General features: G+C 55.5%; 23 protein-coding genes and 2 pseudogenes. 16 read left to right on the top strand and 9 right to left on the bottom strand.

Translation table 11 applies throughout. The annotated features are described in order from the left end of the window. Positions 1-112: 112 nt before the first annotated feature. The 13 genes from rsxA to ACETPC_RS08555 all read left to right on the top strand — a co-directional run bounded on the left by rsxA (position 113) and on the right by ACETPC_RS08555 (position 13,897). Positions 113-694, top strand: coding sequence for an electron transport complex subunit RsxA (gene rsxA, locus ACETPC_RS08495; RefSeq protein WP_034914646.1), 582 nt, complete (start codon positions 113-115; stop codon positions 692-694). Continuing rightward, complete coding sequence (gene rsxB / locus ACETPC_RS08500) at positions 694-1,269, top strand: electron transport complex subunit RsxB (protein ID WP_380180448.1); 576 nt, start codon at positions 694-696, stop codon at positions 1,267-1,269. The genes rsxA and rsxB overlap by 1 nt, the downstream gene beginning before the upstream one ends. Then, the gene (rsxC, locus tag ACETPC_RS08505; RefSeq protein ID WP_380180449.1) at positions 1,262-3,826 is read left to right on the top strand and encodes an electron transport complex subunit RsxC; all 2,565 of its coding nucleotides are present in this window, start codon (positions 1,262-1,264) and stop codon (positions 3,824-3,826) included. Before rsxB ends, rsxC begins: the two co-directional genes overlap by 8 nt. Beyond that, positions 3,827-4,888 (top strand): electron transport complex subunit RsxD, encoded by a 1,062-nt coding sequence (gene rsxD / locus ACETPC_RS08510; RefSeq protein WP_380180450.1) that lies wholly within the window; start codon positions 3,827-3,829, stop codon positions 4,886-4,888. Further along, positions 4,888-5,517: an electron transport complex subunit RsxG gene (rsxG, locus tag ACETPC_RS08515; RefSeq protein ID WP_380180451.1), complete on the top strand. Its 630-nt coding sequence runs from the start codon at positions 4,888-4,890 to the stop codon at positions 5,515-5,517. Before rsxD ends, rsxG begins: the two co-directional genes overlap by 1 nt. Further along, entirely contained in the window at positions 5,510-6,205 is a 696-nt protein-coding gene (locus tag ACETPC_RS08520) for an electron transport complex subunit E (protein WP_380180452.1), read from the top strand. The genes rsxG and ACETPC_RS08520 overlap by 8 nt, the downstream gene beginning before the upstream one ends. Then, positions 6,202-6,837 carry an endonuclease III gene (gene nth, locus ACETPC_RS08525; protein WP_380180453.1) on the top strand — a complete coding sequence of 212 codons (636 nt, stop codon included), beginning with the start codon at positions 6,202-6,204 and terminating at the stop codon, positions 6,835-6,837. Before ACETPC_RS08520 ends, nth begins: the two co-directional genes overlap by 4 nt. Positions 6,838-6,888: 51 nt before the next feature. After that, the gene (catC, locus tag ACETPC_RS08530) at positions 6,889-7,179 is read left to right on the top strand and encodes a muconolactone Delta-isomerase (protein WP_380180454.1); all 291 of its coding nucleotides are present in this window, start codon (positions 6,889-6,891) and stop codon (positions 7,177-7,179) included. Between the two features lie 174 nt (positions 7,180-7,353). Continuing rightward, positions 7,354-8,265, top strand: a complete 912-nt coding sequence (locus tag ACETPC_RS08535; protein ID WP_380180455.1) for an aminoimidazole riboside kinase — start codon at positions 7,354-7,356, stop codon at positions 8,263-8,265. Between the two features lie 173 nt (positions 8,266-8,438). Further along, a complete protein-coding gene (locus ACETPC_RS08540) occupies positions 8,439-10,064 on the top strand; it encodes a carbohydrate porin (RefSeq protein ID WP_380180456.1) in 1,626 nt (541 codons plus the stop codon). Between the two features lie 29 nt (positions 10,065-10,093). Further along, entirely contained in the window at positions 10,094-11,467 is a 1,374-nt protein-coding gene (locus ACETPC_RS08545; RefSeq protein WP_380180457.1) for a sucrose-specific PTS transporter subunit IIBC, read from the top strand. Continuing rightward, positions 11,464-12,864: a sucrose-6-phosphate hydrolase gene (locus tag ACETPC_RS08550; RefSeq protein WP_380180458.1), complete on the top strand. Its 1,401-nt coding sequence runs from the start codon at positions 11,464-11,466 to the stop codon at positions 12,862-12,864. The genes ACETPC_RS08545 and ACETPC_RS08550 overlap by 4 nt, the downstream gene beginning before the upstream one ends. 28 nt (positions 12,865-12,892) lie before the next feature. Continuing rightward, positions 12,893-13,897, top strand: coding sequence for a LacI family DNA-binding transcriptional regulator (locus tag ACETPC_RS08555; protein ID WP_380180459.1), 1,005 nt, complete (start codon positions 12,893-12,895; stop codon positions 13,895-13,897). A 4-nt stretch (positions 13,898-13,901) separates the two neighbouring features. On the opposite strand, the gene ACETPC_RS08560 is transcribed toward ACETPC_RS08555, so the two are convergent. Then, entirely contained in the window at positions 13,902-14,681 is a 780-nt protein-coding gene (locus ACETPC_RS08560) for a DeoR/GlpR family DNA-binding transcription regulator (RefSeq protein ID WP_380180460.1), read from the bottom strand. A 100-nt stretch (positions 14,682-14,781) separates the two neighbouring features. Here ACETPC_RS08560 and hisN point away from each other — a divergent pair, with 100 nt between their 5' ends. After that, positions 14,782-15,573: a histidinol-phosphatase gene (gene hisN / locus ACETPC_RS08565; RefSeq protein ID WP_380180461.1), complete on the top strand. Its 792-nt coding sequence runs from the start codon at positions 14,782-14,784 to the stop codon at positions 15,571-15,573. A 27-nt stretch (positions 15,574-15,600) separates the two neighbouring features. Beyond that, a complete protein-coding gene (locus ACETPC_RS08570) occupies positions 15,601-16,764 on the top strand; it encodes an MFS transporter (RefSeq protein ID WP_380180462.1) in 1,164 nt (387 codons plus the stop codon). A 426-nt stretch (positions 16,765-17,190) separates the two neighbouring features. Here the strand turns inward: ACETPC_RS08570 and ACETPC_RS08575 are convergent, their stop codons facing one another. Continuing rightward, entirely contained in the window at positions 17,191-17,838 is a 648-nt protein-coding gene (locus tag ACETPC_RS08575; protein ID WP_380180463.1) for a hypothetical protein, read from the bottom strand. A 107-nt stretch (positions 17,839-17,945) separates the two neighbouring features. Between ACETPC_RS08575 and ACETPC_RS08580 the strand changes: the two genes are divergently transcribed. Further along, on the top strand, positions 17,946-18,068 hold the full coding sequence (locus ACETPC_RS08580) for a hypothetical protein (protein ID WP_380180464.1): 123 nt from the start codon (positions 17,946-17,948) through the stop codon (positions 18,066-18,068). A 3-nt stretch (positions 18,069-18,071) separates the two neighbouring features. Here ACETPC_RS08580 and ACETPC_RS08585 read toward each other — a convergent pair. The 7 genes and pseudogenes from ACETPC_RS08585 to ACETPC_RS08615 all read right to left on the bottom strand — a co-directional run. Then, positions 18,072-18,200, bottom strand: a pseudogene (locus ACETPC_RS08585) (ABC transporter permease); the annotation flags it as partial. A gap of 272 nt (positions 18,201-18,472) precedes the next feature. Beyond that, entirely contained in the window at positions 18,473-22,186 is a 3,714-nt protein-coding gene (locus ACETPC_RS08590; protein ID WP_380180465.1) for a hypothetical protein, read from the bottom strand. A 493-nt stretch (positions 22,187-22,679) separates the two neighbouring features. Continuing rightward, positions 22,680-22,818 (bottom strand): annotated as a pseudogene (locus tag ACETPC_RS08595) (hypothetical protein); the annotation flags it as partial. Positions 22,819-22,870: 52 nt separating this feature from the next. After that, positions 22,871-23,521 carry a methionine ABC transporter permease gene (locus ACETPC_RS08600; RefSeq protein WP_380180467.1) on the bottom strand — a complete coding sequence of 217 codons (651 nt, stop codon included), beginning with the start codon at positions 23,519-23,521 and terminating at the stop codon, positions 22,871-22,873. After that, positions 23,505-24,581: a methionine ABC transporter ATP-binding protein gene (locus ACETPC_RS08605; protein WP_380180469.1), complete on the bottom strand. Its 1,077-nt coding sequence runs from the start codon at positions 24,579-24,581 to the stop codon at positions 23,505-23,507. Before ACETPC_RS08605 ends, ACETPC_RS08600 begins: the two co-directional genes overlap by 17 nt. Continuing rightward, the gene (locus tag ACETPC_RS08610; RefSeq protein ID WP_380180470.1) at positions 24,581-25,375 is read right to left on the bottom strand and encodes a MetQ/NlpA family ABC transporter substrate-binding protein; all 795 of its coding nucleotides are present in this window, start codon (positions 25,373-25,375) and stop codon (positions 24,581-24,583) included. Before ACETPC_RS08610 ends, ACETPC_RS08605 begins: the two co-directional genes overlap by 1 nt. Before the next feature lie 3 nt (positions 25,376-25,378). Next, entirely contained in the window at positions 25,379-26,755 is a 1,377-nt protein-coding gene (locus ACETPC_RS08615; protein ID WP_380180471.1) for an LLM class flavin-dependent oxidoreductase, read from the bottom strand. Positions 26,756-26,768: the final 13 nt, after the last annotated feature.

A 26,768-nucleotide genomic window follows, 5' to 3' on the forward strand; every position in this document is an offset into this window, starting at 1 on the left:
ACGCAAAAATTTAATCCTCCGTGCGGTGCTTTTCGTTCTCTGACCGGCTGATGTTGTTGTCCGGGCGCGAATGACCGATAATAAGCCGCTTTTATTTTTCTCAGGCGTAAAAATGACCGACTACCTGCTTCTTTTTATCGGCACAGTGCTGGTGAATAACTTCGTTCTGGTGAAGTTTCTCGGCCTCTGTCCCTTTATGGGCGTTTCCAAAAAACTGGAAACGGCGATTGGCATGGGACTCGCCACGACTTTCGTCATCACCCTGGCCTCGATCTGCGCCTGGCTGGTGAACCATCTGATCCTGCTGCCGCTGGATTTAGTTTATCTGCGCACCATGGCCTATATCCTGGTGATAGCGGTGGTGGTGCAATTCACCGAAATGGTAGTGCGTAAAACCAGCCCCGATCTGTACCGGCTGCTGGGCATCTTTCTGCCGCTGATTACTACCAACTGTGCGGTGCTCGGCGTGCCGCTGCTGAGCGTCAATCTGAACCATACCTTTTTGCAGGCTGCGCTGTACGGCTTTAGCGCCTCGATTGGCTTTTCGCTGGTAATGGTGCTGTTCGCCGGCATCCGCGAAAGGCTGGTACTGGCCGACGTGCCTGCGCCTTTCAAGGGCTCTTCTATCGCGCTGGTGACGGCTGGCCTGATGGCGCTGGCGTTTATGGGCTTTAGCGGGTTGGTGAAATTCTGATGAGTGCGGTGTGGATTGCTGTTGCGGTATTAAGCGTATTAGGGCTGGTGTTTGGCGGCCTGCTGGGCTACGCCTCGCGCCGGTTTAAAGTTGAAGAAGATCCTATCGTCGAGCAGATCGACGCCATTCTGCCACAGAGCCAGTGCGGCCAGTGCGGCTACCCCGGCTGCCGTCCCTATGCGGATGCGGTCGGCAACAACGGCGAGCAGATTAACAAGTGCGCGCCCGGCGGCGAACAGACCATGCTTAAGCTGGCCGCGCTGCTGAACGTCGAACCGCAGCCGCTGGGCGATGAGGCGGCGCGCGAGCCCGAGCGCAAAGTCGCCTGGATCGACGAAGCGAACTGTATCGGCTGCACCAAATGTATACAGGCCTGTCCGGTAGACGCCATTGTCGGCGCCACGCGCGCCATGCATACCGTGCTGAGCGATGTCTGTACCGGCTGCGATCTCTGCGTCGCGCCCTGCCCGACTGACTGCATCGAGATGCGTCCGGTCGCCACCACTACGGCGAACTGGAAGTGGGATCTGCAAACTATCCCGGTCAAAGTCATTTCTGTGGAAAGCCATGCGTAATCTGTTCAAGCTGTTTAAAAAAGAGAAGCTGTGGGATTTTCAGGGCGGTATTCATCCGCCTGAGATGAAAACCCAGTCTAACGGCACGCCGCTGCGCCAGCTGCCGCTGCCCGCACGCTTTATTATTCCCCTTAAGCAGCATATCGGTCATGAGGGCGAGATGCTGGTTAAGCCTGGCGATAAGGTGCTGCGCGGCCAGCCGCTGACCTTTGGCCGTGGCCGCATGCTGCCGGTGCACGCGCCGACTTCCGGCACCGTTGAAGATATCGCGCCTCATATCACGGCACACCCTTCCGCGCTGGCGGAGATGTGCATTTTTATCACGCCGGACGGCGAAGACCGCTGGATTGAGAAAAACCCGCTGCCCGACTATCGTCAGCGCGAGCGCGCGGAAATCGTTGAACTTATCCATCAGGCTGGCGTGGCCGGTCTGGGCGGCGCGGGTTTCCCTACGGCGACTAAGCTAAGAGGCGGCCTGCGCGGCGTTAAGACGCTGATTATCAACGCAGCCGAGTGCGAGCCTTATATCACCGCAGACGATCGCCTGATGCAGGACTGTGCGGAGGAAGTCATCGAAGGCAGCCGGATTCTGGCCTGGGTATTACAGGCAGAGCGCGTGCTGATCGGCATTGAAGATAACAAACCGGAAGCGATAGCCGCCCTGAAAAAAGCGCTGGGCGGCGCAATGGATCTGCAAGTCAGGGTTATCCCTACCAAATATCCTTCCGGCGGCGCAAAGCAGCTCACTAAAATTTTAACCGGTCTGGAAGTGCCGCACGGCGGCCGCTCTACCGATATCGGCGTGCTGATGCAAAACGTTGGCACCGCCTGGGCGGTAAAACGGGCTGTGATGGACGGCGAGCCGCTGACCGAACGCGTGGTTACGCTTACCGGCGAATCGGTAAAGCGTCCCGGCAATGTCTGGGGCAGGATCGGCACGCCAATCAGCCATTTGTTACAGCAGGCAGATTTTACGCCTGCCAAAGGTCAAATGGTGGTGATGGGCGGCCCGCTGATGGGCTTTACCCTGCCTACGCTGGATGTGCCGGTAGTAAAAATTACCAACTGCATTCTCGCCCCTTCCGCCAGCGAGATGGGCGACAACGAAGAAGAGAAATCCTGTATTCGCTGTAGCGCCTGCGCGGACGCCTGCCCGGCGGCGCTACTGCCGCAGCAGCTCTACTGGTACAGTCGCGGCGGCGATCATGATAAAGCGCGCGCGCATAATATCGACGATTGTATTGAGTGCGGTGCCTGCGCCTATGTCTGCCCGAGCAATATTCCGCTGGTGCAGTATTACCGCCAGGAAAAGGCGGAAATCCGCGCAATTGATTTAGAGGCGGAGCGCACGGCGCAGGCGAAAGCGCGCTTTGAGGCACGTCAGGCTCGTCTGGAGCGAGAGAAGCTGGCGCGGGAAAACCGTCACCTGCAGGCGAAGCGTACCGTCAGCGAGCGCAACAGCGAAGAAGTCGAAGCAGCGCTGGCGCGGGTCAAAGCGAAGCAGGCAGAGACCAGCGAAGAGCAGGCCGCGGAAAACGAAGCGGTTGTAGCGCAGCGCGAAGCGCGGAAAGCGCAGGCGCGCGCGTATCAGGCAGAAAAACAATCCGAAACGGAACCGGCTACGCGCCAGGCTGGCGATCCGCGTAAAGCAGCCGTGGAAGCAGCTATCGCGCGTGCCAAAGCGAAGAAAGCAACGGCTGGTGAACCAGCCGTTGAAGCTGCGCAGGCGGATGCAGCGCCAGTCGATCCGCGCAAGGCGGCTGTGGAAGCGGCTATCGCGCGCGCTAAAGCGAAGAAAGCAGCGGCTGAACCGGCAGTTGAAACAGCGCAGGCTGAAGCCGCGCCGGTCGATCCACGCAAGGCGGCTGTGGAAGCCGCTATCGCACGTGCCAAAGCGAAGAAAGCGGCGGCTGAACCGGCAGTTGAAACAGCGCAGGCTGAAGCCGCGCCGGTCGATCCACGCAAGGCGGCTGTGGAAGCGGCTATCGCACGTGCCAAAGCGAAGAAAGCTGCGGCTGCGGCGAAAGCGGAGCCTGCGGAAGATGAGACAGTGAAAGCGGAAGCCGAACAGGCTGAAACTGTGCCGGTCGATCCACGCAAGGCGGCTGTGGAAGCGGCTATCGCGCGTGCTAAAGCGAAGAAAGCGGCGGCTGTGGCGAAAGCGGAGCCTGCGGAAGATGAGACAGTGAAAGCGGAAGCCGAACAGGCTGAAACTGTGCCGGTCGATCCACGCAAGGCGGCTGTGGAAGCGGCTATCGCGCGTGCTAAAGCGAAGAAAGCGGCGGCTGTGGCGAAAGCGGAGCCTGCTGAGGAAGAAACTGTGCAAGCTGAAGCCGAACAGGCTGACGCAGCGCCAGTCGATCCGCGTAAAGCAGCTGTGGAAGCGGCTATCGCGCGCGCTAAAGCGAAGAAAGCTGCGGCGGCTGCGAAAGAAGCGGAGCCCCAGGCAACAAATCAACCTTCGTCGGAACAGGACGATCCCCGTAAAGCGGCAGTGGCGGCGGCCATCGCTCGTGTGAAAGCGCGTAAGGCGCAGCATAGTACGCAAGAGGATTAAATGGCTTTTCGCATTGCAAGTTCGCCTTACACCCACAACCGACGCAGCACCAGCACCATTATGCTGCTGGTGCTGGCAGCAACCCTGCCCGGCATCGCAGCGCAATGCTGGTTCTTCGGCTGGGGCACCCTGATTCAGATTGCTATCGCCGCTGCGGCGGGCATAGGTGCCGAAGCCGCTATTTTGAAGCTGCGCAGGCTGCCGCTGGGCAAGACGCTGGGCGATAACTCCGCTTTGCTGACCGCCCTGCTGCTGGCCATCAGTATTCCGCCGCTGGCCCCCTGGTGGCTCATAGTTATCGGCACCCTGTTTGCCGTGGTGATCTCTAAACAGCTTTATGGCGGTCTTGGGCAGAATCCCTTCAATCCGGCGATGGTCGGTTACGTGGTGCTGCTAATCTCCTTTCCGGTGCAGATGACCAGCTGGCTGCCGCCCGATTCACTGCAAAGCGTCACGCCCAACTTTTTTGACGCGCTGAATATGATTTTCCACGGCCAGACGCTGGACGGTCACAGCATGCAGCAGCTACAGCTCGGCGTGGATGGCATCAGCCAGGCGACACCACTGGATACATTTAAAACCGGGCTGCGCGCGGGACATAGCGCGGAACAGCTGCGGGCACAGCCTATTTACAGCGGCGTAATCGCCGGACTGGGCTGGCAGTGGGTCAACATTGGCTATCTGGTCGGTGGTCTGTTTCTGCTGTTGACCAACAGCATTCGCTGGCATATTCCGGCCAGCATGCTGCTGTCGTTGGCGTTCTTTTCCACGATCGGCTGGTTATTTTCGCCAGATACTCTGGTCTCGCCTGTGGTGCATCTCTTCTCGGGCGCGACCATGCTGGGCGCTTTCTTTATCGCCACCGATCCGGTCACGGCCTCCACTACTAACAAAGGCCGTCTGCTTTATGGCGTGCTGATCGGCCTGCTGGTCTGGCTAATCCGCAGCTTTGGCGGCTACCCTGATGGCGTGGCCTTTGCCGTTCTGCTGGCAAACATTACCGTGCCGCTGATCGATTACTACACGCAGCCGCGCGTTTACGGCCACCGTAAGGAGAAGTAATGCTGGATGCGATTCGTAAAAATGGCGTGACGCTGGCGCTGTTCGCTGCCGTCACTACTGGCCTGACGGCGGTAATCAATAGCGTGACCAAGCCCACTATCGATCATCAAACTGTTTTGCAGCAAAAATTACTGCTGGATCAGGTGGTACCGCCCGAGCTCTATAATAATGCTATGCAGCAGGAATGCTATTTGATTACTAACCCGGCGTTGGGCAACGGCGTGCATCATCTTTATCTTGCACGTAAAGATGACCAGCCGGTAGCCGCAGCGGTTGAGACTACCGCGCCAGACGGCTACTCTGGAGCGATCCAGATGATTGTTGGCGCGGATTTCAGCGGCAAAGTACTGGGCGTGCGCGTGGTCGAACATCACGAAACGCCGGGGCTTGGCGATAAAATTGAGCTGCGCATTTCCAACTGGATCGAGAGCTTCAGCGGCGTGAAGCTAAGCGGCAAAGACGACAAACGTTTTGCGGTGAAAAAAGACGGCGGCGACTTCGACCAATTTACCGGTGCGACCATTACGCCGCGCGCGGTGGTAAACGCCGCCAAACGCGCCACGCTGTATGTTGAAACCCTGCCGCAGCAGCTCGCCTCGCTGCCAACCTGTGGAGATTCCAATGAGTGAAGCAAAAAGCCTGCTGATCGGCGGACTGTGGAAGAACAACTCGGCGCTGGTACAGCTGCTGGGGCTTTGTCCGCTACTGGCGGTGACCTCTACCGCCACTAACGCACTGGGCCTTGGCCTGGCGACCACGCTGGTGTTGACCTGTACCAACAGCGCTATTTCCGCCTCGCGCCGCTGGGTGCCGTCCGATATCCGTATTCCTATTTACGTGATGATTATCGCCTCGGTGGTGAGCTGCGTGCAGATGCTGATTAATGCCTATGCTTACGGTCTCTATCAGTCGCTGGGGATCTTTATTCCGCTGATCGTCACTAACTGCATCGTAGTGGGCCGCGCCGAGGCGGTGGCTTCCCGCAGCAGCGTGCCGCTGGCGGCGCTGGACGGTATGGCGATTGGCCTTGGCGCCACCAGCGTTATGGTGGTGCTGGGATCGCTGCGTGAAATCATCGGCAACGGCACCATTTTCAACGGCGCCGATCAGCTGCTTGGCCCTTGGGCAAAAGTGCTGCGCATTCAGGTGGTGCATTTCGACTCGCCGATGCTGCTGGCGATGCTGCCGCCAGGCGCGTTTATTGGCCTCGGCATGCTGCTGGCAGCGAAGTATGTGATTGATAATAAAATGAAGGCGCGCGCGGCCCGCAAAGCAGCGGTAGCCAGCCTGCCGAAAGGAGAGCCGAGCGCGCTGTGAACAAGGAAAAACGTCACGAAATTTTAGTGCGGCTGCGCGATAATAATCCGCACCCCACCACGGAACTGGTGTTTACTACGCCTTTTGAATTGCTGATTGCCGTGCTGCTTTCCGCGCAGGCTACGGATGTCAGCGTCAACAAGGCGACAGCAAAGCTTTATCCGGTAGCCAACACGCCAGCCGCGATACTGGAGCTGGGCGTGGACGGCGTCAAAGAGTACATCAAGACCATCGGCCTGTTTAACAGCAAGGCGGAGAACGTGATCAAGACCTGCCGCATCCTGCTGGAGCAGCACGGTGGCGAAGTGCCGGAAAACCGCGAGGCGCTGGAAGCGCTGCCGGGCGTGGGTCGCAAAACAGCTAACGTGGTACTTAACACCGCTTTCGGCTGGCCGACTATTGCCGTAGATACGCATATTTTCCGCGTCTGTAACCGCACCAAATTCGCTCCCGGCAAAAACGTTGAGCAGGTGGAAGAAAAGCTGCTGAAAGTCGTACCTAAAGAGTTCAAGGTCGACTGCCATCACTGGTTTATTCTGCACGGCCGCTACACCTGCGTCGCCCGTAAGCCGCGCTGCGGCTCCTGCCTGATTGAAGATCTCTGCGAATACGGCGAGAAAACCGAAATTTAATCCTGCGCTTTACTGTTGCACTAAGGTAAAGCGCCATTACCGGAGAGAGCCATGCTGTTTAAAGTAGAAATGACCATCGCGATCCCTGATTCGCTCTCCGCAGAGCGCGTCAGCGAAATCAAAGCGCAGGAGAAAGCCTATGCGCAGCAGCTACAGCAGTCGGGCAAATGGCGGCACGTCTGGCGCGTAGCGGGCGAATTCAAAAACGTCAGTATCTTCGACGTGGAAAGTAACGAAGAGCTGCATGAGCTGCTAACCGGCCTGCCGCTCTACCCTTATATGACTATGTCCATTCAGGCGCTCTGCCGTCACCCTTCCTCTATCCGCGAAGACGACAGCTAGCACTGCACGTCGTCAGGGAAGACGACTTTATTCACAGCGGCCCGTCGCTTTACTGATAACTGCCCGATGCCGCTTCTCACCTCTTTTGCTTTCTCCTTTCTGCCCTGCGTGTCGCGCATCCGGTTGCCATTATAGCTAAAGCGGTTTAGCTTAATAGCTACTTAAACAGGAGGCATGATGAACAGAGTCTGGGTTTTGGGCGACGCGGTAGTGGATCTGCTGCCGGAAGAGAACAACCATTTGCAGCAGTGCCCTGGCGGCGCGCCTGCTAACGTAGCGGTTGGCGTGGCACGTCTCGGCGGCAATAGTGGTTTTATTGGCCACGTTGGCGGCGATCCCTTTGGCGCATTTTTACAGCACACTTTGCATCAGGAAGGGGTCAATACCGATTACATGCGTCAGCTATCGGCGCAGCGAACTTCCACTGTGGTGGTTGGCCTGGATAACCAGGGTGAACGCACTTTTACCTTTATGGTGCGGCCATCTGCCGATCTCTTTCTGACGTCGGATGACCTGCCCGTTTTCGCCGCTGACGAAGCCCTGCACTTCTGCTCTATTGCCCTGAGCGCCGAGCCTTGCCGCAGCGCGACTTTTGCCGCCGTTGAGCGCATTCATGCCGCAGGCGGCTGGGTCAGTTTCGATCCGAATCTGCGTGAGGATTTTTGGCACGACCACGAAGAGATGTGTGATGTGGTAGGTAAAGCCTTTGCTGCGGCGGACGTGATCAAGCTCTCGCTGGATGAACTGCAGCTGCTGACTGGTGGACAGCAAACCGATGCCGCGCTGACGGCGTTCACCAACCGTTTCAGCCCCGCTTTGCTGCTGGTCACGCTGGGCGAAGAAGGCGTTATCGTCTGGCATCAGGGCGAACAGACTCGTTTTTCCGCCTCGAAGGTGCAGGTTGTGGATACTACCGGCGCAGGCGACGCTTTTGTTGCCGGTTTGCTAACCGGACTGATGCGGGAGGCCGATCCGCTGCAACCTCGCGATCTGGCGGGCGCTATCGAACTGGCGCAGCGCTGCGGCGCGCTGGCAATCACCGCCAAAGGCGCGATGACGGCGCTGCCTTACGCAGACCAGCTCTGACCACGCGCCGCCTTTCAGGCGGCGTTACAGCGCCCTAAGCCAGCGCAAAATTGCTAAGCGCTTCACAATATCGCAACCTTAACACCGAAATCCTTTGTAACATTCGCCAGACTTCGCCAGGATGCTGATCGAACCGGTTTAGCTAAACGGTAAAACCCTCTGGAGAATGGCGGATGATAAAAATAAACCCTGTTGCGCTGGCGGTAACGGCAGCGTTGTTTCTTCCTCAGGCAGGCCTTGCCGACACCGATCTCAGCGCCGTGGAAAAGCGCCTTAACCAGCTTGAAGCACGGCTGCAAAAAGCAGAGCGCCGCGCCGATGAAGCTGAACGCCGCGCCCGTCTGGCCGAGCAGCGCCTGGCGCAAAATCAAACCGTCAGCGAGCATACAGCACCGGTCAGCGCCAGGGTAAGCACACAGGGTGCCTCTTCTGCCCAGCCTGTGGCCAGCCGCCCTTCTGCGCAGGCACCAGCCGTGGTTGCCGGGCCTCAGCCGCCAGTAGCGCCATCGGACGCTCAGCAGCAGCAAAATAACGCCGCAAAACCCGCAGAAAAAACGCTGGCGGATGGCTTTGAGTTCCATGCCTATGCGCGTTCCGGCCTGATCATGAACGATTCGGCCTCTTCCACCCAAAGCGGCCCTTATCTTACGCCTGCTGGCGAAACCGGCGGCGCGGTTGGCCGTCTCGGCAATGAAAATAATACCTATGTCGAAGTGAATATGGAGCACAAGACGCAGCTGGCCAATGGCGCAACTACCCGCTTCAAGGTGATGCTGGCGGACGGGCAAAGCGACTACAACGACTGGACGGCGGACAGCAGCGATCTCAATATCCGTCAGGCTTTCGTCGAGCTGGGCAGTTTGCCGACCTTTACCGGTATTTTTGACAACAGCACGCTGTGGGCGGGTAAACGTTTTGACCGCGATAACTTCGATATTCACTGGCTCGATTCAGATGTGGTGTTCCTGGCCGGTACGGGCGGCGGCATCTATGACGTGCGCTGGGCCGATAATGTAAAAAGCAGTTTCTCTATTTATGGCCGTAACTTTGGCGATATCGAAACCATCGATAACACCATCCAGAACTACATCGTCACCGCTAATACCTTTAGCGGCCCGCTGCAATTTATGCTTAGCGGCCTGCGTGCCAAAGATAACGATGAACGAGTTAATAGTTCCGTGCGCAGCGATAACGCAGGCGACAGCGGTGTACACGCAATGCTTGCCTGGCATGGCGAGAGCTTTTACGGCCTGCGTGACGGCCAGTCAAAAACGGCACTGCTTTACGGTCACGGTCTGGGCGCAGAAGTTAAAGGCGTCGGATCGGATGGCAATTTGACCGACAGCGCCAATACCTGGCGGCTGGCCTCCTACGGCATGACCCCGCTAAACAAAACCTGGAGCCTGGCACCAGCCCTGCTGGCGCAGCAAAGCAAAGATCGCTATATCCAGGGCGACAGCTATCGCTGGGTCACCGCCAACGCCCGCCTGCTTCAGGAGATCAACGAAAACTTTATGCTGGCCTATGAAGGCAGCTATCAGTACATGGATCTCGACCCGCGAGGCTTTAAAGATCGCCAGAGCGTCAGCGGCGGTTTCTACAAGCTGACCTTCGCACCAACCTTTAAGCCAGGCGATATCGGCAACTTCCTCAGCCGCCCGGAAATTCGCTTCTTTGCCAGCTGGATGGACTGGGATAAATCACTGGATCGTTACGCCAGCGACGACGCTTTCGGCACCAGCGGCTTTACCGCTGGCGGCGAATGGAACTTTGGCGTGCAGATGGAAACCTGGTTCTGACCTGAATCGTTAACTAATGGACAAATGCTATGGATTTTGAACGTGTAGCCCGCCAGCTGCTGCCGCTGCTCGGCGGCCGGGAAAATATTGCCTCCGCTGCCCACTGCGCCACCCGCTTGAGGCTGGTATTGGTGGATGACAGCAAGGCGGATAAAAAAGCGATCGGCGAACTGGAAGGCGTTAAGGGCTGCTTCCAGAACGCCGGTCAGATGCAGGTCATTTTCGGTAGCGGCATCGTTAATAAGGTGCATGCCGCTTTTATCCAGGCGGCCGGAATCGGTGAATCCAGCAAAAGCGAGGCCGCCGCAGTAGCGGCCCGTAAGCTCAATCCGGCCCAGCGTATCGCCAGGCTGCTCTCTAATATCTTTGTGCCGATCATTCCTGCTATCGTCGCTTCCGGCGTGCTGATGGGCCTGCTCGGCATGATGAAAACCTACGGCTGGGTCGATTCAGGCAGCGCGCTGTTTGTGATGCTGGATATGTTCAGCTCGGCGGCCTTTATTATTCTGCCAATCCTGATCGGGTTTACCGCCGCGCGCGAGTTCGGCGGCAATCCGTATTTGGGCGCAACGCTGGGCGGCATTCTGACGCATCCGGCGCTGACCAATGCCTGGGGCGTGGCAGGCGGCGTGAAAACCATGGATTTGTTCGGTCTGGATATCGCCATGGTCGGCTATCAGGGCACGGTGTTTCCGGTGCTGCTGGCGGTCTGGTTTATGAGCCTGCTGGAAAAGCGGCTGCGTAAAATCATTCCCAACGCGCTGGATATTATCCTGACGCCTTTTTTAACGGTGATTATCTCTGGCTTTGTGGCGATGCTGATTATCGGCCCGGCGGGCCGCGCGCTGGGTGACGGCATCTCGCTGGTGTTAAGCACGCTGATTGCCCATGCAGGCTGGCTGGCGGGGCTGCTGTTTGGCGGTCTTTACTCGGTGATTGTGATTTCCGGCGTGCATCACAGCTTTCATGCTATCGAAGCGGGTTTGCTTGGCAATCCCAATATTGGCGTTAATTTCCTGCTGCCGATCTGGTCGATGGCCAATATCGCCCAGGCGGGCGCTTGCCTGGCGGTCTGGTTTAAAACGCGTGACGTGAAGATCCGCAGTATCGTGCTGCCTTCCGCGCTCTCCGGCATGCTGGGCATTACGGAAGCAGCTATCTTTGGCGTAAACCTGCGCTTTATGAAGCCCTTTATCGCCGGAATTATCGGCGGCGCAGTGGGCGGCGCTTTCGTGGTGCTGATGCATGTTGGGATGACTGCCGTTGGCCTGACCGCGCTGCCGGGCCTGGCGATTGTGCAGGCCAGCTCGCTGCTGCCTTATATCATTGGCATGGCGCTGGCTTTCGGCACGGCTTTTACCCTTTCGCTGCTGCTGAAATATAAGGTTGAGGAAAAACTATGAGCGAAGCCCGGCTGATTAATCGCGCGCTGAAAGCGGTTTTGAACAAATATACCGGCGAGGATCCACACCGGCCGGCCTGGCATCTTTCGCCGCAAACCGGATTAATGAACGATCCCAACGGTTTTATCCAGTTTCAGGGCGAATGGCACCTCTTCTACCAGTGGAATCCTGTCGCCTGCGCGCATGGCGCAAAATATTGGGGACACTGGCGTTCAACCAACCTGCTTGACTGGCGGCATGAGCCGCTGGCGCTGGTACCGTCTGAAGAGTATGAAAGCCACGGCTGCTATTCCGGCTCGGCTATCGACCACGACGGCAGGTTAACGCTGCTCTATACCGGCAATGTGAAATTTGAACATGGCCGTACCGCCTGGCAATGTCTGGCAACGGTCGACAAGAATGGCGAAGTGACCAAACAAGGCCCGGTTATCAGCCTGCCTCCGGGCTACACTGGCCACGTGCGCGATCCAAAGATCTGGCGGCATAAGGATCACTGGTATCTGGTGCTGGGCGCGCAAAATCTCGCAGAACAGGGAAAAGTGCTGCTTTATCGCGGCAATTCATTGCAGGAGTGGACGCTGCTCGGCGAAATCGCAGGCGCGCACCTTAATGGCCTGGACGATTTTGGCTATATGTGGGAATGCCCGGATCTTTTTGCGCTGGGCGACCGCGAGGTGCTGATAGTCTGCCCGCAAGGCCTGGCGGCGCAGGAGCGAAAATGGCTGAATACCTATCAGAGCGGCTATTTTATCGGCAAGCTGGACTATGAGTCGGCTACTTTTCCGCACGGCGAGTTTCAGGAGTTAGATCACGGCTTCGAGTTTTATGCGCCGCAGACCACGCTTGCCGACGACGGACGCAGGATTATGTTCGGCTGGATGGGCTTGCCGGATGCAAATGAATTTTTCCAGCCGACTATTGCTCAGGGCTGGATCCATACGATGACCTGTCCGCGTGAGCTGACGCTGGAACAAGGAAAAGTAATGCAGCGCCCTGCCCGCGAGCTACAGCAGCTGCGGGAACAGCATAAGCATTATCAAAACCGGGCAGACGCTCTGCCGACATTGTGTGTAGAAAGCGCCGAACTGAATATCCGCTCATTGGGGAACTGGGAAGTTTGCTTCGGCGAAACGCTGACGCTGGCTTGCGATGAGCAAGGCATCAGGCTGACGCGCCGCAACCTGCGCAGCGGCGAGCCGGAACAGCGTTACTGGCTGGGTAAGGTTTCACAGCTGCAAATTCTCTGCGATCGTTCCAGCATTGAGATTTTTATCAATGACGGCGAAGGCGTGATGTCCGCACGCTATTTTCCTCAGGCAAAACCGGTTGCGGTCTGGCAGGGCGAGGCCAGCCTGAGCCTCGACTACTGGCAACTCCGGTTGTGCATGGTAGTATGATGCGCTTAGCCCACTACCCTGAAAGCCCGTGAATAAGCCGAAACGCATCACCATCAACGATATCGCCAGCATGGCTGGCGTCTCTAAATCCACTGCCAGCCTGGTGTTGAACGGGCGCGGCAAAGAGCTGCGCGTGGCGGAAGCGACCCGTCAGCGGGTGATGGAGATAGCGCGGATGGCAAACTATCAGCCCAGCATACATGCGCGAGCGCTGAACAACTCGCGCAGCCATACTATTGGGCTGGTGGTGCCGGAAATGACCAACCACGGCTTTGCTACTTTTGCCAACGCGCTGGAGACGCTGTGCCGCGATGCCGGGCTTCAGCTACTGATCGCCTGCACTGACGAAAACAGCAGCCAGGAGACGCTGGCGGTCAATAACCTGATCCAGCGCCAGGTCGACGGGCTGATCGTCGCCTCCAGCCAGCTTAACGATAGTGAGTATCAGCAGCTTAGCCGCCAGCTGCCGGTGCTGCTGTTCGATCGCCATCTGGGCGAATCGACGCTGCCGCTGGTGATTTCAGAATCAATTAATTCCACGGCTGAACTGGTAGAGCCGATAGCCAGAGAAGTGGAAGAATTTTACTTTTTCGGCGGCCAGCCGCGTATTTCGCCAACGCGCGATCGCCTGGCTGGCTTTCATCAGGGTCTGGCGCTGGCGGGCCTGACTGTAAAACCTGAATGGATCGTCCACGGCCACTATAACGCCAGCTCCGGCTACGAGATGTTCGCTGAGCTGATTATGCGGCTGGGCCGCGTACCGCAGGCGCTCTACTGTGCCGCCTGCGGATTGCAGGAAGGCGTGCTGCGCTATCTCAGCCAGCATAACCTGCTGGCGGAGCCGATCCGGCTGTGCAGCTTTGACGATCATTATCTTTACGACGCGCTTTCGGTAAAAATCGATACCGTGATGCAGGACAATCGCCAGCTGGCCTGGCGCTGTTTCGAAACGCTGACCGGCCTGATCGAAGGCAAAGTCACGGAAGTGCCGCAAATTTACCTGCCCGCGCTGGTAAAAAGAAGAGCCAGATAGGCCGTCAGGCGGACTCGGGATGCGTCAGCCGGATGTTTTTTTCCCGAAAGGCCGCCAGCAGCTCCGCCGACAATGTTTCCTCTACTACAAGCTGCGTAAGCTCCTCGCAGGCTGCCACGGTATAACGCGCCACGCCCGGGATTTTTTCCTTCGTCATCGCTACGATAATCTCTTCGCTACGGCTTATTAAGGCTTTCTTAAATTCAACGTCCTCGTAATTAAAGCCGGTTAAGCCCTCTTCGCTGTCCAGCGCGCAGCCGCCAAGAAATAGCTGATCGAAGCGGATATCGCGGATTTGCGAAAAGGCGGTAATGCCCAGGCTGCCGCCGATGGATCTCTGCAGGCGGCCACCAATCATAATTACCTCGCAGCGCGGCAGCCTCATTAGTTCGGCTGCGATAACGGGCGAATGGGTCGCCACCGTCAGCGCCGTTTCAGGCGGCAGCGCGCTGGCAAAAGCCAGATTGGTGGAACCCGCATCGATAAAAATCATGCTGTCCGCTTTGACAAGGCGACTACAGGCCAGACCCAGCCTTGCTTTCTCTGCGCCGTTTTTTCCCGTCCGGGCCAGCAGATCGCCCTGCGACACCAGAACGCTAACTGCCCCGCCATATACTTTTTTACAGATGCCTTCACGCGCCAGCTCCTGCAGATCCCGCCGCACGGTATGTTCGGAAACGCCCAGCTCCACGGCCAGCATAGCGCAGACTACCCGGCCTTTTTCTTTCAGCCTGTCGCGGATCAGCAATTGCCGTTGCTGGGGAAAAGCTGCATAATCGAGCATGAATTGCCTTTTTTACCGTTCAATAATGCATAACAGAGCATAAATTATCATGCCAGCCTAAACTGTCAATCTGTGGTTTATCCTCTCAGGAGTGAAGAGCATGGGCTTACCTGATGTTACCTTTCTGCATAAGCTGGCCGATGCGGCCGACAAAGAAACCCTGGACAGATTTCGTGGCGCTGAGGATTTGCAGGTCAACAGCAAGCCGAAAGAAGGTTTTCGCTTCGATCCGGTTACCCTGGCCGACCGCGAGGCGGAAAAAGCGATGCGGGCGCTGATCGAGCAACGCTATCCCAACCACGCAATAATGGGTGAGGAGTATGACACTAAGCCTGGCGCAGACGAGAATGCTTTTCGCTGGGTGCTGGATCCGGTTGACGGCACGCGCCCTTTTCTCTGCGGCCTGCCGGTTTGGGGAACGCTGATCGGCCTGCTACAGCATGAACGCGCGGTAATGGGCATGATGAGCCAGCCCTTTACCGGCGAACGCTTTTATACCGATAGCGCTCAGAGCTGGGCGAAAGGGCTTTACGGCACCGTTCCTCTGCAAACCCGCCGGGCAATCTCCCTGGATCAGGCCATTTTGCACACCACCTCACCGGAATCCGTAAAGCAAAGCTCGCTTAATTTTTCCGCGCTGGATAAAGCCACGCTGATGACCCGCTACGGCGGCGAATGCTATGCGATGGCGATGCTGGCGGCGGGTAAAATCGATATCTGCGTGGAGTTCGCTCTGCAACCTTACGATATCGTGGCGCTAATTCCGCTGATCGAGCAAGCTGGCGGCGTCGTGACTACGCCGGATGGTGGTCGCGCGGAAGCGGGCGGCGCGGTCATCGCCAGCGGTTGCCCTCGTCTGCACCAGCAAATTTTGTCTATCTTAAACTCATAACTAATCGCTACCGGAGTCTATCTGCCCATGCCCGATCGCGCCGAAACGCTGCAACAAACGACCCCCGAAACGCCAGCCAAACGCGAACAGCACGCCACGCGAGCAATGTTTTTTGTGGCGGGCTTTGCCACCGCTGGCTGGTCAGCGCTGGTGCCCTTCGCCAAAATGAATACCGGCGTCAATGACGGCACGCTGGGCATGCTGCTGCTCTGCCTGGGCGTCGGCGCGCTGGTGGCGATGCCGCTGACCGGCCATCTTACCACGCGCTTCGGCTGTCGGGCGGTGATGACCATTGCCACGCTCGCCTTTTGCCTGATGCTGCCGCTGCTCTCAATTATTTCCAGCCCGCTTCTGCTCGGGCTGGCGCTGCTTATCTTTGGCATGGGCGTCGGCACTACCGACTGCGCCATGAACGTGCAGGCCATCCTGGTAGAAAAAGCCGCGCCTGAGCCGATGATGTCCGGCTTTCATGGCTTTTACAGCCTGGGCGGCATTGCGGGCGCGGGCGCGGTTAGCGGCCTGATGGCAAGCGGCCTGTCGCCTTTTGCCGCCAGCCTGGCCGCGGCGATTTTTTCATTGCTGCTGCTGGCCTATAGCTTCAGCGGCCTGCTGACCTACGCCAACCCGCCGGAAGGCCCGGCCTTCGCCCTCCCGCACGGCGCGGTACTGACCATAGGCGCCATTTGCTTTGCGGTATTTTTGGCGGAAGGCACGGTGCTCGACTGGAGCGCAGTGTTTTTGGTGGAGCATCGCGCCATGCCGGAAACGCTGGGCGGTTTGGGTTTCGCCTGCTTCGCTACCGCGATGACCATCGGCAGGCTGACCGGCGACCGCATTGTGGCGCGCTTTGGCCGCGAGAAAGTCGTGATTCTGGGCGCGTTGACTGCCGCCGCAGGATTGGCGTTACCGGTTGTGCTCCCTTCCTGGCATATCGCGCTGGTGGGCTATCTGCTGATTGGTATCGGCTGCGCCAATATCGTGCCGGTGATGTTTACCGCCATCGGCAGACAGACCAGTATGCCGCAGGCCGCGGCAGTGCCTGCCGTAACCACGCTGGGCTATATTGGCGTGCTGGCTGGCCCCGCCACCATCGGCTTTATCGCTCATCTCAGCTCGCTGCCGCTGGCATTTATTATGGTCACCGTATTGCTGCTGGCGGTAGTGGCGCTTTCTCGCCGCGTACGCATGTAATCCTTAACGGCGATCCCGCCTCCTCGCGAGGCGGTCGCCGAAAATTGCAGCAGCGTCTACCGCTGTGGCACGGGCCATTGGGTACAGCCCTGCAAGAGCATATATGAGACAGGGTACTCGTACAGACAACGCCAGCCAGCGCTTGAATTGCTACCGACGCTCGAGCGCAATCCCAGCCTTTATAAACCTGCCCGGCATTATCAAGCCCCGCAAGGGGCTTACTGATTCGGTCTTTCGGGTAGGAGTTTGCCAATAAGACAGACAACCAGTACTGACAGGACAATGGCTATAATCCTTTCATGCCATGTTTCATAATGAAAGAACCAGTAGCAGCATAGCAGCACTAATAAGCCGCCTGCGATCGCGCCTGATGCTTCAATCAGACTAAACATTATTCGTTTACCTGTACTTAACTTTGATTGCCTGTTATCTCTCATTAAGTTCTCTTTCTACCATATCAAGTATCTTTTCAAAGGCTGGTTGGCCCTGGATCCTTTTTACCTTCAACGCCTCTACAAAAGGATTCAGAGCAGGCTCTACGAGAAAATAAAGTAAATCCAAATCTTTACTCCGCAGAGAAAAATAAAGGTCTGGACTATGCTGCTGAAGCCGCTCTGAGGTGTAGATACAGCGTTCAACCATCCCGCCAATTAATAAAGTATTTCCAATCAAACCGCCGCGTAAAGTTATCAGAAACGAACTTCTGCCTGCGATTACAGAAGCGAGCTTACCTGCCAGGAGTGAATTGGTGATTGTGCGTCCGGCAAGTGAGGCTATTACCTTACCATAAATAGCATTTTGCTTATGTTCCGGAACAGCCTCATTGAAACGACTTAGCACAATCTCAACGGTTTTAACAAAGTTATGGTTTTCCAGAATTCCGTGCCGGATGGCCGTCATCATTCTGATGCGTTCAGTCTCGCGCTGATAACGGCTATCTGTATCAATGAAGCCATAAGCTAAGTAACCTATGTCCGTAGGTACGGAAAGAACACCGTGAACGAATCCTATTGCCGATTCGGGAGATAAAATGATTTTTGCTATACGTTTTGCGATCTCACTGTAGCTGCGCATGTCTGAATCCTTTCAGTTTTACTTATGATGTAAGCAATCTAATCCTCCCACAAAAACCTATCCTTTTGAATAAATAATAACCACTCGATCATGAGTGAGGCGCAAGCGTGCTGGCTGGCCCCGCCACCATCGGCTTTATCGCTCATCTCAGCTCGCTGCCGCTGGCATTTATTATGGTTACCGTATTGCTGCTGGCGGTAGTGGCGCTTTCTCGCCGCGTACGCATGTAATCCTTAACGGCGATCCCGCCTCCTGGCGAGGCGGTCGCCGAAAAATTGCAGCAGCGTGACTAATGCCACCAGCACCGCTATCACCGTGATCATGACCTGCGTATCAAAACGCTGGTAGCCATAGCGGCAAGCGAAAAAATTACAATTACCTCTATACAGGAATGCACATGGAACAGGATGATTATGTTTCTGTTATCTGTGTTAGCAGAGCAACTTTAAATTGGCGGATGTGGTTGAGCGCAAGCCTGAGCTTTTTCAGGCGCTTCTACAGCCCCCAACAGCATTATTATCCCCATAAAGCGCTTACTGATTTGGTCGTTCAGATAATATTTTGACACTAAGCCCGTACAGAGTTTTATTTAACTGCCACCGTATTTAAGGTGGCAGAATTTACACAATTTAAATTATAGGCTTTTCAGGCCTGTTACTTTCGTATGTGCACTGTCTGTTTTAAGGTCTAGCTTGTTTTCAGCCTTATTAACAAGTCCAACGAAGTCATCCATTTTAGGTTTCCCTGCTTTTTTTGACGCTTCGTACAGCCTTATAGTGAGGTCGGATATGGTATCGGCTGAGTTGACGAAACCCTTTTCAAAACCTGGAGGAAGTTGAGAATCTCTGAAAAGTACACCCGCTCCAATTATTTTATTTGCCAGAGCGACTTCCTCCTCCCCATTAATTATAGTTTTGATCTGAGGTTGGGTTATTAATTGAACCCCTCTTTTGCTTATATCGCTTTCGCGAATCCTCCGATATTCTCCAAAGAGTGTATTGATATCAGTATATTTTTGTAACCCTTCATACTCCTTACCGCTAAAAGGGTCTATGTGATACAAATAATCTTGCGTCCCGGTAGCATGCGAGCTTTCATGCAATATCGTGCTAAGCATTTCCATTGGACTGGACCTGAAAAACCTCTCATTTACAAACATAACGCCTTGACCATATATATAAGAAGCTTGTGCATTTGATAACGTATTATCCAGTGCAACCATTACTCTTGTATCTCTTTCATTATTAATAACTCGCGTAGCGGTGTTTAGTTCCTTAATATAATTTCTTAATACTTTCGCATTCTCTTCTGTAATGGGAAGCCGATAACTTTTTTGGATAAATTTAACCAGATCGGCATCTGACATGCTACTTAATGCCAGTACAGCTGTATCGCTTATCTTGATTTGGTTCGCCAGAAGCCTTTCCAGGATTTCATGGCGTACGGGATGCAAACGTTCCAGAGCTGAGAGCCTTACCAGTTCGATATTAATTACTTGATTATTAGTAAGCTGGTTAACCCCTAATGGGAAAATTCTGTTATCATCCGGCATGTTTGAAAATCTATTTCCAGGCGGTGCACATAAGTCATCCAGACCTCGTCTGAACCTTGTTCCCGTACAAGGATTACTATTAAACAAATCATCAAGCGAATTTACTGGAGACAACTCGCCTTTATTCGCTGGTAAATCGAATAGGGAGGGCTTAACCCCTCCAGGCATTTCCGGTACGCTAATCTCTCCGGGATTAAAGGTCTTTTTTTCCACCACACCAGCTATTTCGTCAATGTTTCTCTCCAGCTTATCGACCAGCTCTTTTAGCGGCACGGGCATATGATTGATTTTCTTTGCCATCCGTTTCAGTAATATTTTACCCAGTTTTCCTACATCATTGATTAGCATAAAGCCGGGATCGATGCTCTGAAGCAGGTGTTTCCCTACGGAAAACAGTTCTGATGTTGTCGGGACGGCTATATCGCGCAGGACTTCACGGCCAATACTCTTGATCGTCTGCTTGAATATACCGTTCTGTATAGCATCGCGCGTAGCCGCGTTGAGCGCAGTGCGCCCGGCGGCCCGTAGTGCTGCTTCCGCTGCACTACTGGCAAAACGGCCCGCCAGACTCGCCATCTCGCCCAACACCGGAATAAATGCGATCACATCCAATGTACAGCTTATAGAGGCGCCTGCCGTGTCGCCGGAATTAATGCTTTTCGTACAATCGTAGAACGGAATTAGCGAAGGCAAGAAGTCCCGTATTTTCTGAGTAGTGGTTTTTTCGTAGCCCTTCTCGTAAAGATTCGTATAAAACACTTCCCGGTGCGCCTGCACCAAATTATCAATAAAGGCGGTAAGATCATCAGATGGCGATTTAATCCTGTCTCGGGTAGAGATACTCAGCTTACTCTCCGGATATTTATTATTTTGGCAGTTATTCATCAATTTGTTTAGACAATATTTCTCTTTGTTGCGATCCACCCGATACAGGGTATAACCACCCTCTTCCCCTTTTAGCGCATAAATCCGCTCTTCATTGTTCTTACTGGCAGTAAAGAGATCTACATTTGACAAAAGCTCAGAGTCCGCTCTGGCATGCGTCCATTGCCCCCATCCCCTGTCATGAGCATTGACGGGAGGATGGGGCATTGACAACCTGGCTGATGCCAGCTTAATTTCCGCCCCCTGAATAAACAGAGTTTCATTATCATCGAGACTGGAAAGCGCGGCAGTCACCAGCGGTTTGTCCAGTTCAGCAAAGCTGTCGGCCACATGAGAGGTTAAGCTGGCATAACTTTTTTCCACAGGAAGAATGGGCGGAGGGTTGTTATACCTGACATTTGAGCTTCCCATAAAGTTCTGATCCATATACTCGTCAACGGTATATTGTTTCTTTCCCGGGTTGGCTATCGTATAAGATTTTATCCATGATTCAATAACCTGCCGGCGAGTTTTCCAGTGCGAAAGAGCCTTATTAAACCGTCCCACAACATTATTTTCCTGATAATGCTTGTAGGATTTCAGTAATTCCCCGTCGACGCGTTCAATTATATGTTCCCAATCCTCTGTCCGGTTCGGGTCTATTTCTTGCGAATGTCGCCGGACATATTCAAGTAATGCCTGAAGGCGAAACAGCCGGATTGCGTCAAAGTCTTTAGGTAAACTATCTTCCTGGATAAGCGTCAGAAACAAGTTGCCCATATACCTTGCCGATTCCATGTCAATGTCTGCGATGGGAACACCCATCTCCTTTAGCACGAGGCTACCAGCATGAACCATTCCCCATTCCATGTCGTGCAGTAACAGGCTGCGCGCACTATCAATGGCAAATATTGGAAAAGTATCCCGGACAAATACATTCCACAGTTTTTTTAGCTCCGCTTCCGCCGAATGCCGCCCGTTGTGCGGCAATACAGCATCCGCCGCGAGAAGTTGCTCCAGCTCCCCCACAGTAGACTCTTCGTTCAGAGCATGAGTGGCCATTTTCTTTGCCAGCCATTGTTCCGGATCCATACCCAGCACCTGATTTGACAGCCAGCGATAAAATACAATCGGGGCGTATTCTTTAGGTAATGGCACTGTTTCGCCCGTGTCGGTTTTGAGCTGCCCACCCGGCAGTCTGGCAGCCAGATGAGTCAGGCCGTCCGGACTGACCGCAAGGTATTGGGACACACCGTTCAACGTTTTTATCAGTGGAATATGATTTGTTTTTTTGACACGAAGTAGCCCTCTTTTGATGAGGAATTTGTTAAGGGCTCTGTTTGTCTGTGGCGTTCTGGATTTCGGAGCAGCACGCTGGACAGATGCCTCCGCACCGGGAAATCTCAGCGGGTCATACTGGGAGATAAGCCGATCTGTTTCATGCAGCGCATCGACAACGGGACTCAGCATGGTACTGAGGATGTTACCGCCGCTGACTGGCTTAACTGAATTTCCGGCCCCCGAAGTTAGCAACGACGGCCCCTTTTCTGGCCAAACCGGTTCATTAAAGGAGCCAGCCCCTGAGGAAGTGGCCGCGCATGGTGCAAAGGAGCCATCCCGTTTCGCCGGGGCGCCTTCTGCCGGCGATTTTTGTCTTGTGTTTCTGCTGAGCTCCCGATTAAATGCCCGCTCAACTCTCTGATTGGAAAGTAGATTATCGACGTGAGCAAGTTTGTTTTCAATAGCAAGCCGATCTGCTCTTTTGGCGGTCAGGGCTGGGCCGGTATGTGTGTTCCGCACTGAACTGAGAATTGAAAGTAACTGTACCGCTGCACTTGCAACCTGTTGTCTGTCTCTGTTTCCTGTATGGTTCCCGGGCCGGGCGGCCAACTGCTGAATGAGTTCATCCTGTCTTTCCTGGTTTTTATCCAACCAATTTACGTGATTTCCTGTCGCTCTGCGGTACTGTGTTATTGACTGTGGCATAATTTGTCTTTAAGTTAATTAAAAGAGTAATAATTTATTATTTATACACGTATGGCTATAAAGAAACGCTCTCTTATGCCGCAATGGCGCCTTAAGGGGGGCTGACAGGTTTCAGGGTGACGTGACTTTGAAGATGAGTAATAACTTTTGCAGACATACCTTGCGGCAGAGAACATATCAGTGTTGCCGTATAACACCTGTCTGTTATTGATTTACTGTGACATTACATAGTGAGTAAACCCGTCTGGGCTGAAAAAATTAAACCAGATGTAATCTGATAAATACCTGGATAAATAACCGGTAACTGTCACATCAGGTCTGAGTTAATACAGCCTGAAGAGCCAGCACCCAATGCTAGATCGCTTAATATGCATTGCGCATCCTCGCCTGCCATAATGTTGGTGCCGTACTACTGGTCGGCTTACGTATATTTGGAAAAGTCGTGATCGATATGGTAGACGGTTAATTCACGCAGGTTTGAATAAACAAACTCTTGCGCAGCGTCCGCATACCAAGAGATAGATTTTCAGTGCTTTGCACGAAAGCACCCTGCTGCCGCTGGCATTTATTATGGTCACCGTGCTGTTGCTGGCAGTAGCGGCGCTTTTCCGCCGCGTACGCATGTAATTTTTAACGGCGATTCAGCCTCCTGGCGAGGCGGTCGCCGAAAAATTGCAGCAGCGTGACTAATGCCACCAGCACCGCTATCACCGTGATCATGACCTGCGTATCAAAACGCTGATAGCCGTAGCGATAAGCCAGATCGCCAAGACCGCCCGCACCAATAGCGCCCGCCATTGCGGAGGCATTGATCATCGTTACCAGCGTAATGGTAAAGCCGCTGACAATACCCGGCCTTGCCTCCGGCAGCAGCACGTGCCAGACGATATGCCAGCGGTGAAAACCCATCGCCTGCGCCGCTTCTATCAGGCCTTTATCCACCTCGCGCAGGCTGACCTCTGCGATACGGGCAAAGAACGGCGTGGCCGCCAGCGTCAGCGGTACCACGGCGGCCCAGACGCCGTAGCTGGTGCCGACCACCAGGCGGGTAAAAGGGATTAGCGCCACCATCAGGATCAAAAAAGGCACCGAGCGGAACAGATTCACCAGCCAGCCCAGCAGACGGTTCAACAGCGGACTGGCGAACAGGTTTTGGCGATCCGTGATCACCAGCACTATTGCCAGCGGCAGGCCAAGCAGCAGTGCCGCTAACGAAGAGACGCCGACCATCAGCAATGTTTCCTGCACGCCTTGCCACAGGCGTTCAATTTGCAGCGACATAGCCCAGTACCTCCACGCGATCGGCCAGTTTTGCCGGAATAATAGCCGGGTTAAACCCGCCGCGTCCGGCTGCGGTCAGCAGCAGCAAATGGCCGGTCTGCCGTTCCTGAATCCACTCCAGCGCGCTTTCCAGCAGCAGCAACTCTTCGCCCAGCAGCGCGCTCAGTTTCGCCAACTGCGGCGTCGCGCCCTGCCCGCTATAGCGCAAACAGATTAAAGCCCGACAAGAGTCGCCATACGGTTTAGCACTGAGCTTTCCAGGCAGCATGGTTGTCCCTCTGGCAGGCGCCAGCAGCTGGCGTGTGGTTTCGTGGCGCGGATCGCCGTAGACCTGCCAGACCGGCCCTTGCTCCACTATTTTGCCCTGATCCAATACTGCGACCTGGTGGCAAAGATCGTGAATAACCTCCATTTCATGCGTTATCAGCACGATGGTGATTCCCTTGCGCTGGTTGATATCGCGCAGCAGTGCCAGCACCGAGCGGGTAGTTTCGGGGTCGAGCGCCGAGGTCGCCTCGTCGCACAACAACAGCTTAGGATCGTGCACCAGCGCGCGGGCAATGCCGACACGCTGCTTCTGACCGCCGGAAAGCTGCGCCGGATAAACCTCTGCTTTTTCGCTCAGCCCCACCAGCGCCAGCAGCTCCTCTGCTTTCTGGCGCCGCTGCGCTTTTGGCACGCCCGCCACGCGCATCGGCAGCTCTACGTTCTCGCGCACTGTTTTCGCCGACATCAGGTTGAAATGCTGAAAGATCATTCCGGTGCCGCGCCGCCACTGCACCAGCTCGCTCGCCGTCAGCTCGCTGATAGCCACGCCGTCAATGACCACGCGCCCCGCGCTCGGCTCTTCCAGTCGGTTAAGGCAGCGGATCAGCGATGATTTCCCCGCGCCGCTACGCCCGATGACACCGAATATCGTGCCCTGTTCGACCTCCAGCGTGACCTCGCGCAGCGCGTCGTTTTGCTGGCCTGGATAGCGTTTGCTCAGGCCGCTCACCTGAATATGCATAGCAGCAGCGGCCTGGGGTTCTGGCGGCATCGGCCAGTTAAGCATCGCCATTACTGGCTCCAGCCCGGCTGATAAAGCTTGCCGTAAAACTTATCCAGGCTGGCGCGCACTACCGGCGAATGCTGATAGATAGCCACAAACTTCTTAAGGCGCGGATCGTCCTGATGGCCGTCGCGGATCACAAACTGAATAACGTATTCAGGATGCTCAAGGCCATCGAACAGCAGCGCGTTATTGGGATCGATAACCCCGGACGCGCGCAGATAGTGCGGATAGCCCTGCGCGAGATCGACTTCTTCCAGCGAGCGCGCCAACTGTACGGCTTCCACCTCAATAATTTTCAGGTGTTTGGGATTGTCGGTGATATCATCCACCGTCGACCTCAGGCCCGCGCCGGGTTTTAGCGTAATCAGCTTCGCCTTTTGCAACAGCAGCAGGCCACGTCCGCCGTTAATAGGATCGTTGGCAATGGCGACCGTACCGCCGTCCGGGATCTGCGCCAGGCTGGTATGTTTCAATGAGTAGAGCCCGACGTTATTGATAATGGCCGGCGCGTATTTTACCAGGTGAAAGCCGCCCTGTTCATTGGCGTTCTCCAGAAAGGGCTGATGCTGAAACAGATTGACATCGATATCGCCGTTTTCCAGGCTGACGTTGGGTGCCGTCCAGTCGCTGAACTCCACCAGCTCTACCGCCAGTCCCTGTTTTTTAGCTTCCGCTACCGCCGTTTCCAGCGGCGGCGCAAAGGCGGAAGTGGTGCCCACTTTTAGCGGGCCGCTGTAGTCGGCCGCCGTTGCGGCAAAGGCCGCCAGGCCCAGCAGACCGGCCAGAATCACTGTTTTCATAGGTTATCCTTGTAATGAAGAAAAACGCCGATCTGCCGCAGGATGACGCTGCGGCAGCCGGGCATGGCCGAAAAGTTTTTGCCGCAGCGGGCCGGGCCGGTAAGCGGTTTTATAGCGGCCGCGCTGCTGCAACTCCGGCACCACCAGTTCGATAAAATCCAGATAGCTTTGCGGATTGAGAATGCGGGTCAGGTTAAAACCGTCAATGCCCGCCTCGTCCACCCAGCGGATCAGTTCGTTTGCCACCTGAGAAGGGTTGCCGACAATCACCGTATAGCGTCCACCCAGCGCGTGCTGTTCCAGCAGCCGACGGCGCGTCCAGCCCGCATAGGTTTTGCTGACGGATTCAATCGCGCGAGTCGGGCCGCCGCCGATGGGTTCATCCAAATCAAATGACGCCAGGTCAACGCCGATCGAACTGGAGAAGTGTGCGATGCCCGCTTCGGGGCTGGCGTAGCGCAGATATTCGCGGTATTTCTCCTGCGCCTCTTTTTCCGTAGGCGCAACGATCACCGAGATCCCCATAAAAATTTTCACATCATCCGCTTCACGGCCCGCTTCTATAGCCGCCAGCCGCAGCCGATCCGACTGTGCCCGCATCGCCTGCGGCGTGCTGCCGCTAACAAAGGTGCACTCCGCATGACGGGCGGCAAAACGCAGCCCGCGAGCGGAGCTGCCCGCCTGGAAAAGTAGCGGCGTGCGCTGCGGTGAAGGCTGCGACAGGTGGTAGCCGTCCAGCTGATAAAATTCGCCGTGATGGCGCACCGGATGAATTCTGGCGGCATCGGCATAAACACGCTGTTCACGGTCGGCTAACACGGCCTGCTCTTCCCAACTGCCCTCCCACAGCTGATAACAGACGTCGAGGAACTCATCCGCCTGGTCGTAGCGGCGATCGTGTCCGGTCAGCTCGCGTTGCCCCATCGCTCTGGCCGCGCTGTCCAGATAGCCGGTAACGATATTCCAGCCGATGCGTCCCTGAGTGAGATGATCCAGGGTGGAGAAGCGGCGAGCAAAAGCATAGGGCGTTTCGTAACTCAGGTTAGCGGTAACGCCGAAGCCGAGATGTTCCGTGACCGCAGCCATCCCCGAGACCAGCATTAGCGGATCGTTGACCGGCAGCTGGATGGCCTCGCTGGCGGTCAGCGCTATGCCCTGCTGGTAGACGTCATAAACGCCGATAATGTCGGCGATAAACAGTCCATCGAACAGGCCTTTTTCCAGCGTTTTCGCCAGCTCAAGCCAGTAGTTCAGACTATTGAACTCCACTGAACGATCGTCGGGATGCGTCCACATACCGTGGTGAATATGGCCGACGCAATTCATATTAAAAGCGTTCAGCAAGATCTCTTTTCCGCGGGCATTGTCCGGACAGTTCATATATCGCTCCTTG

It is taken from the genome of Pantoea sp. sgz302252, assembly GCF_042610525.1.
In the GTDB taxonomy this organism is placed as follows: Bacteria; Pseudomonadota; Gammaproteobacteria; order Enterobacterales; family Enterobacteriaceae; genus Erwinia.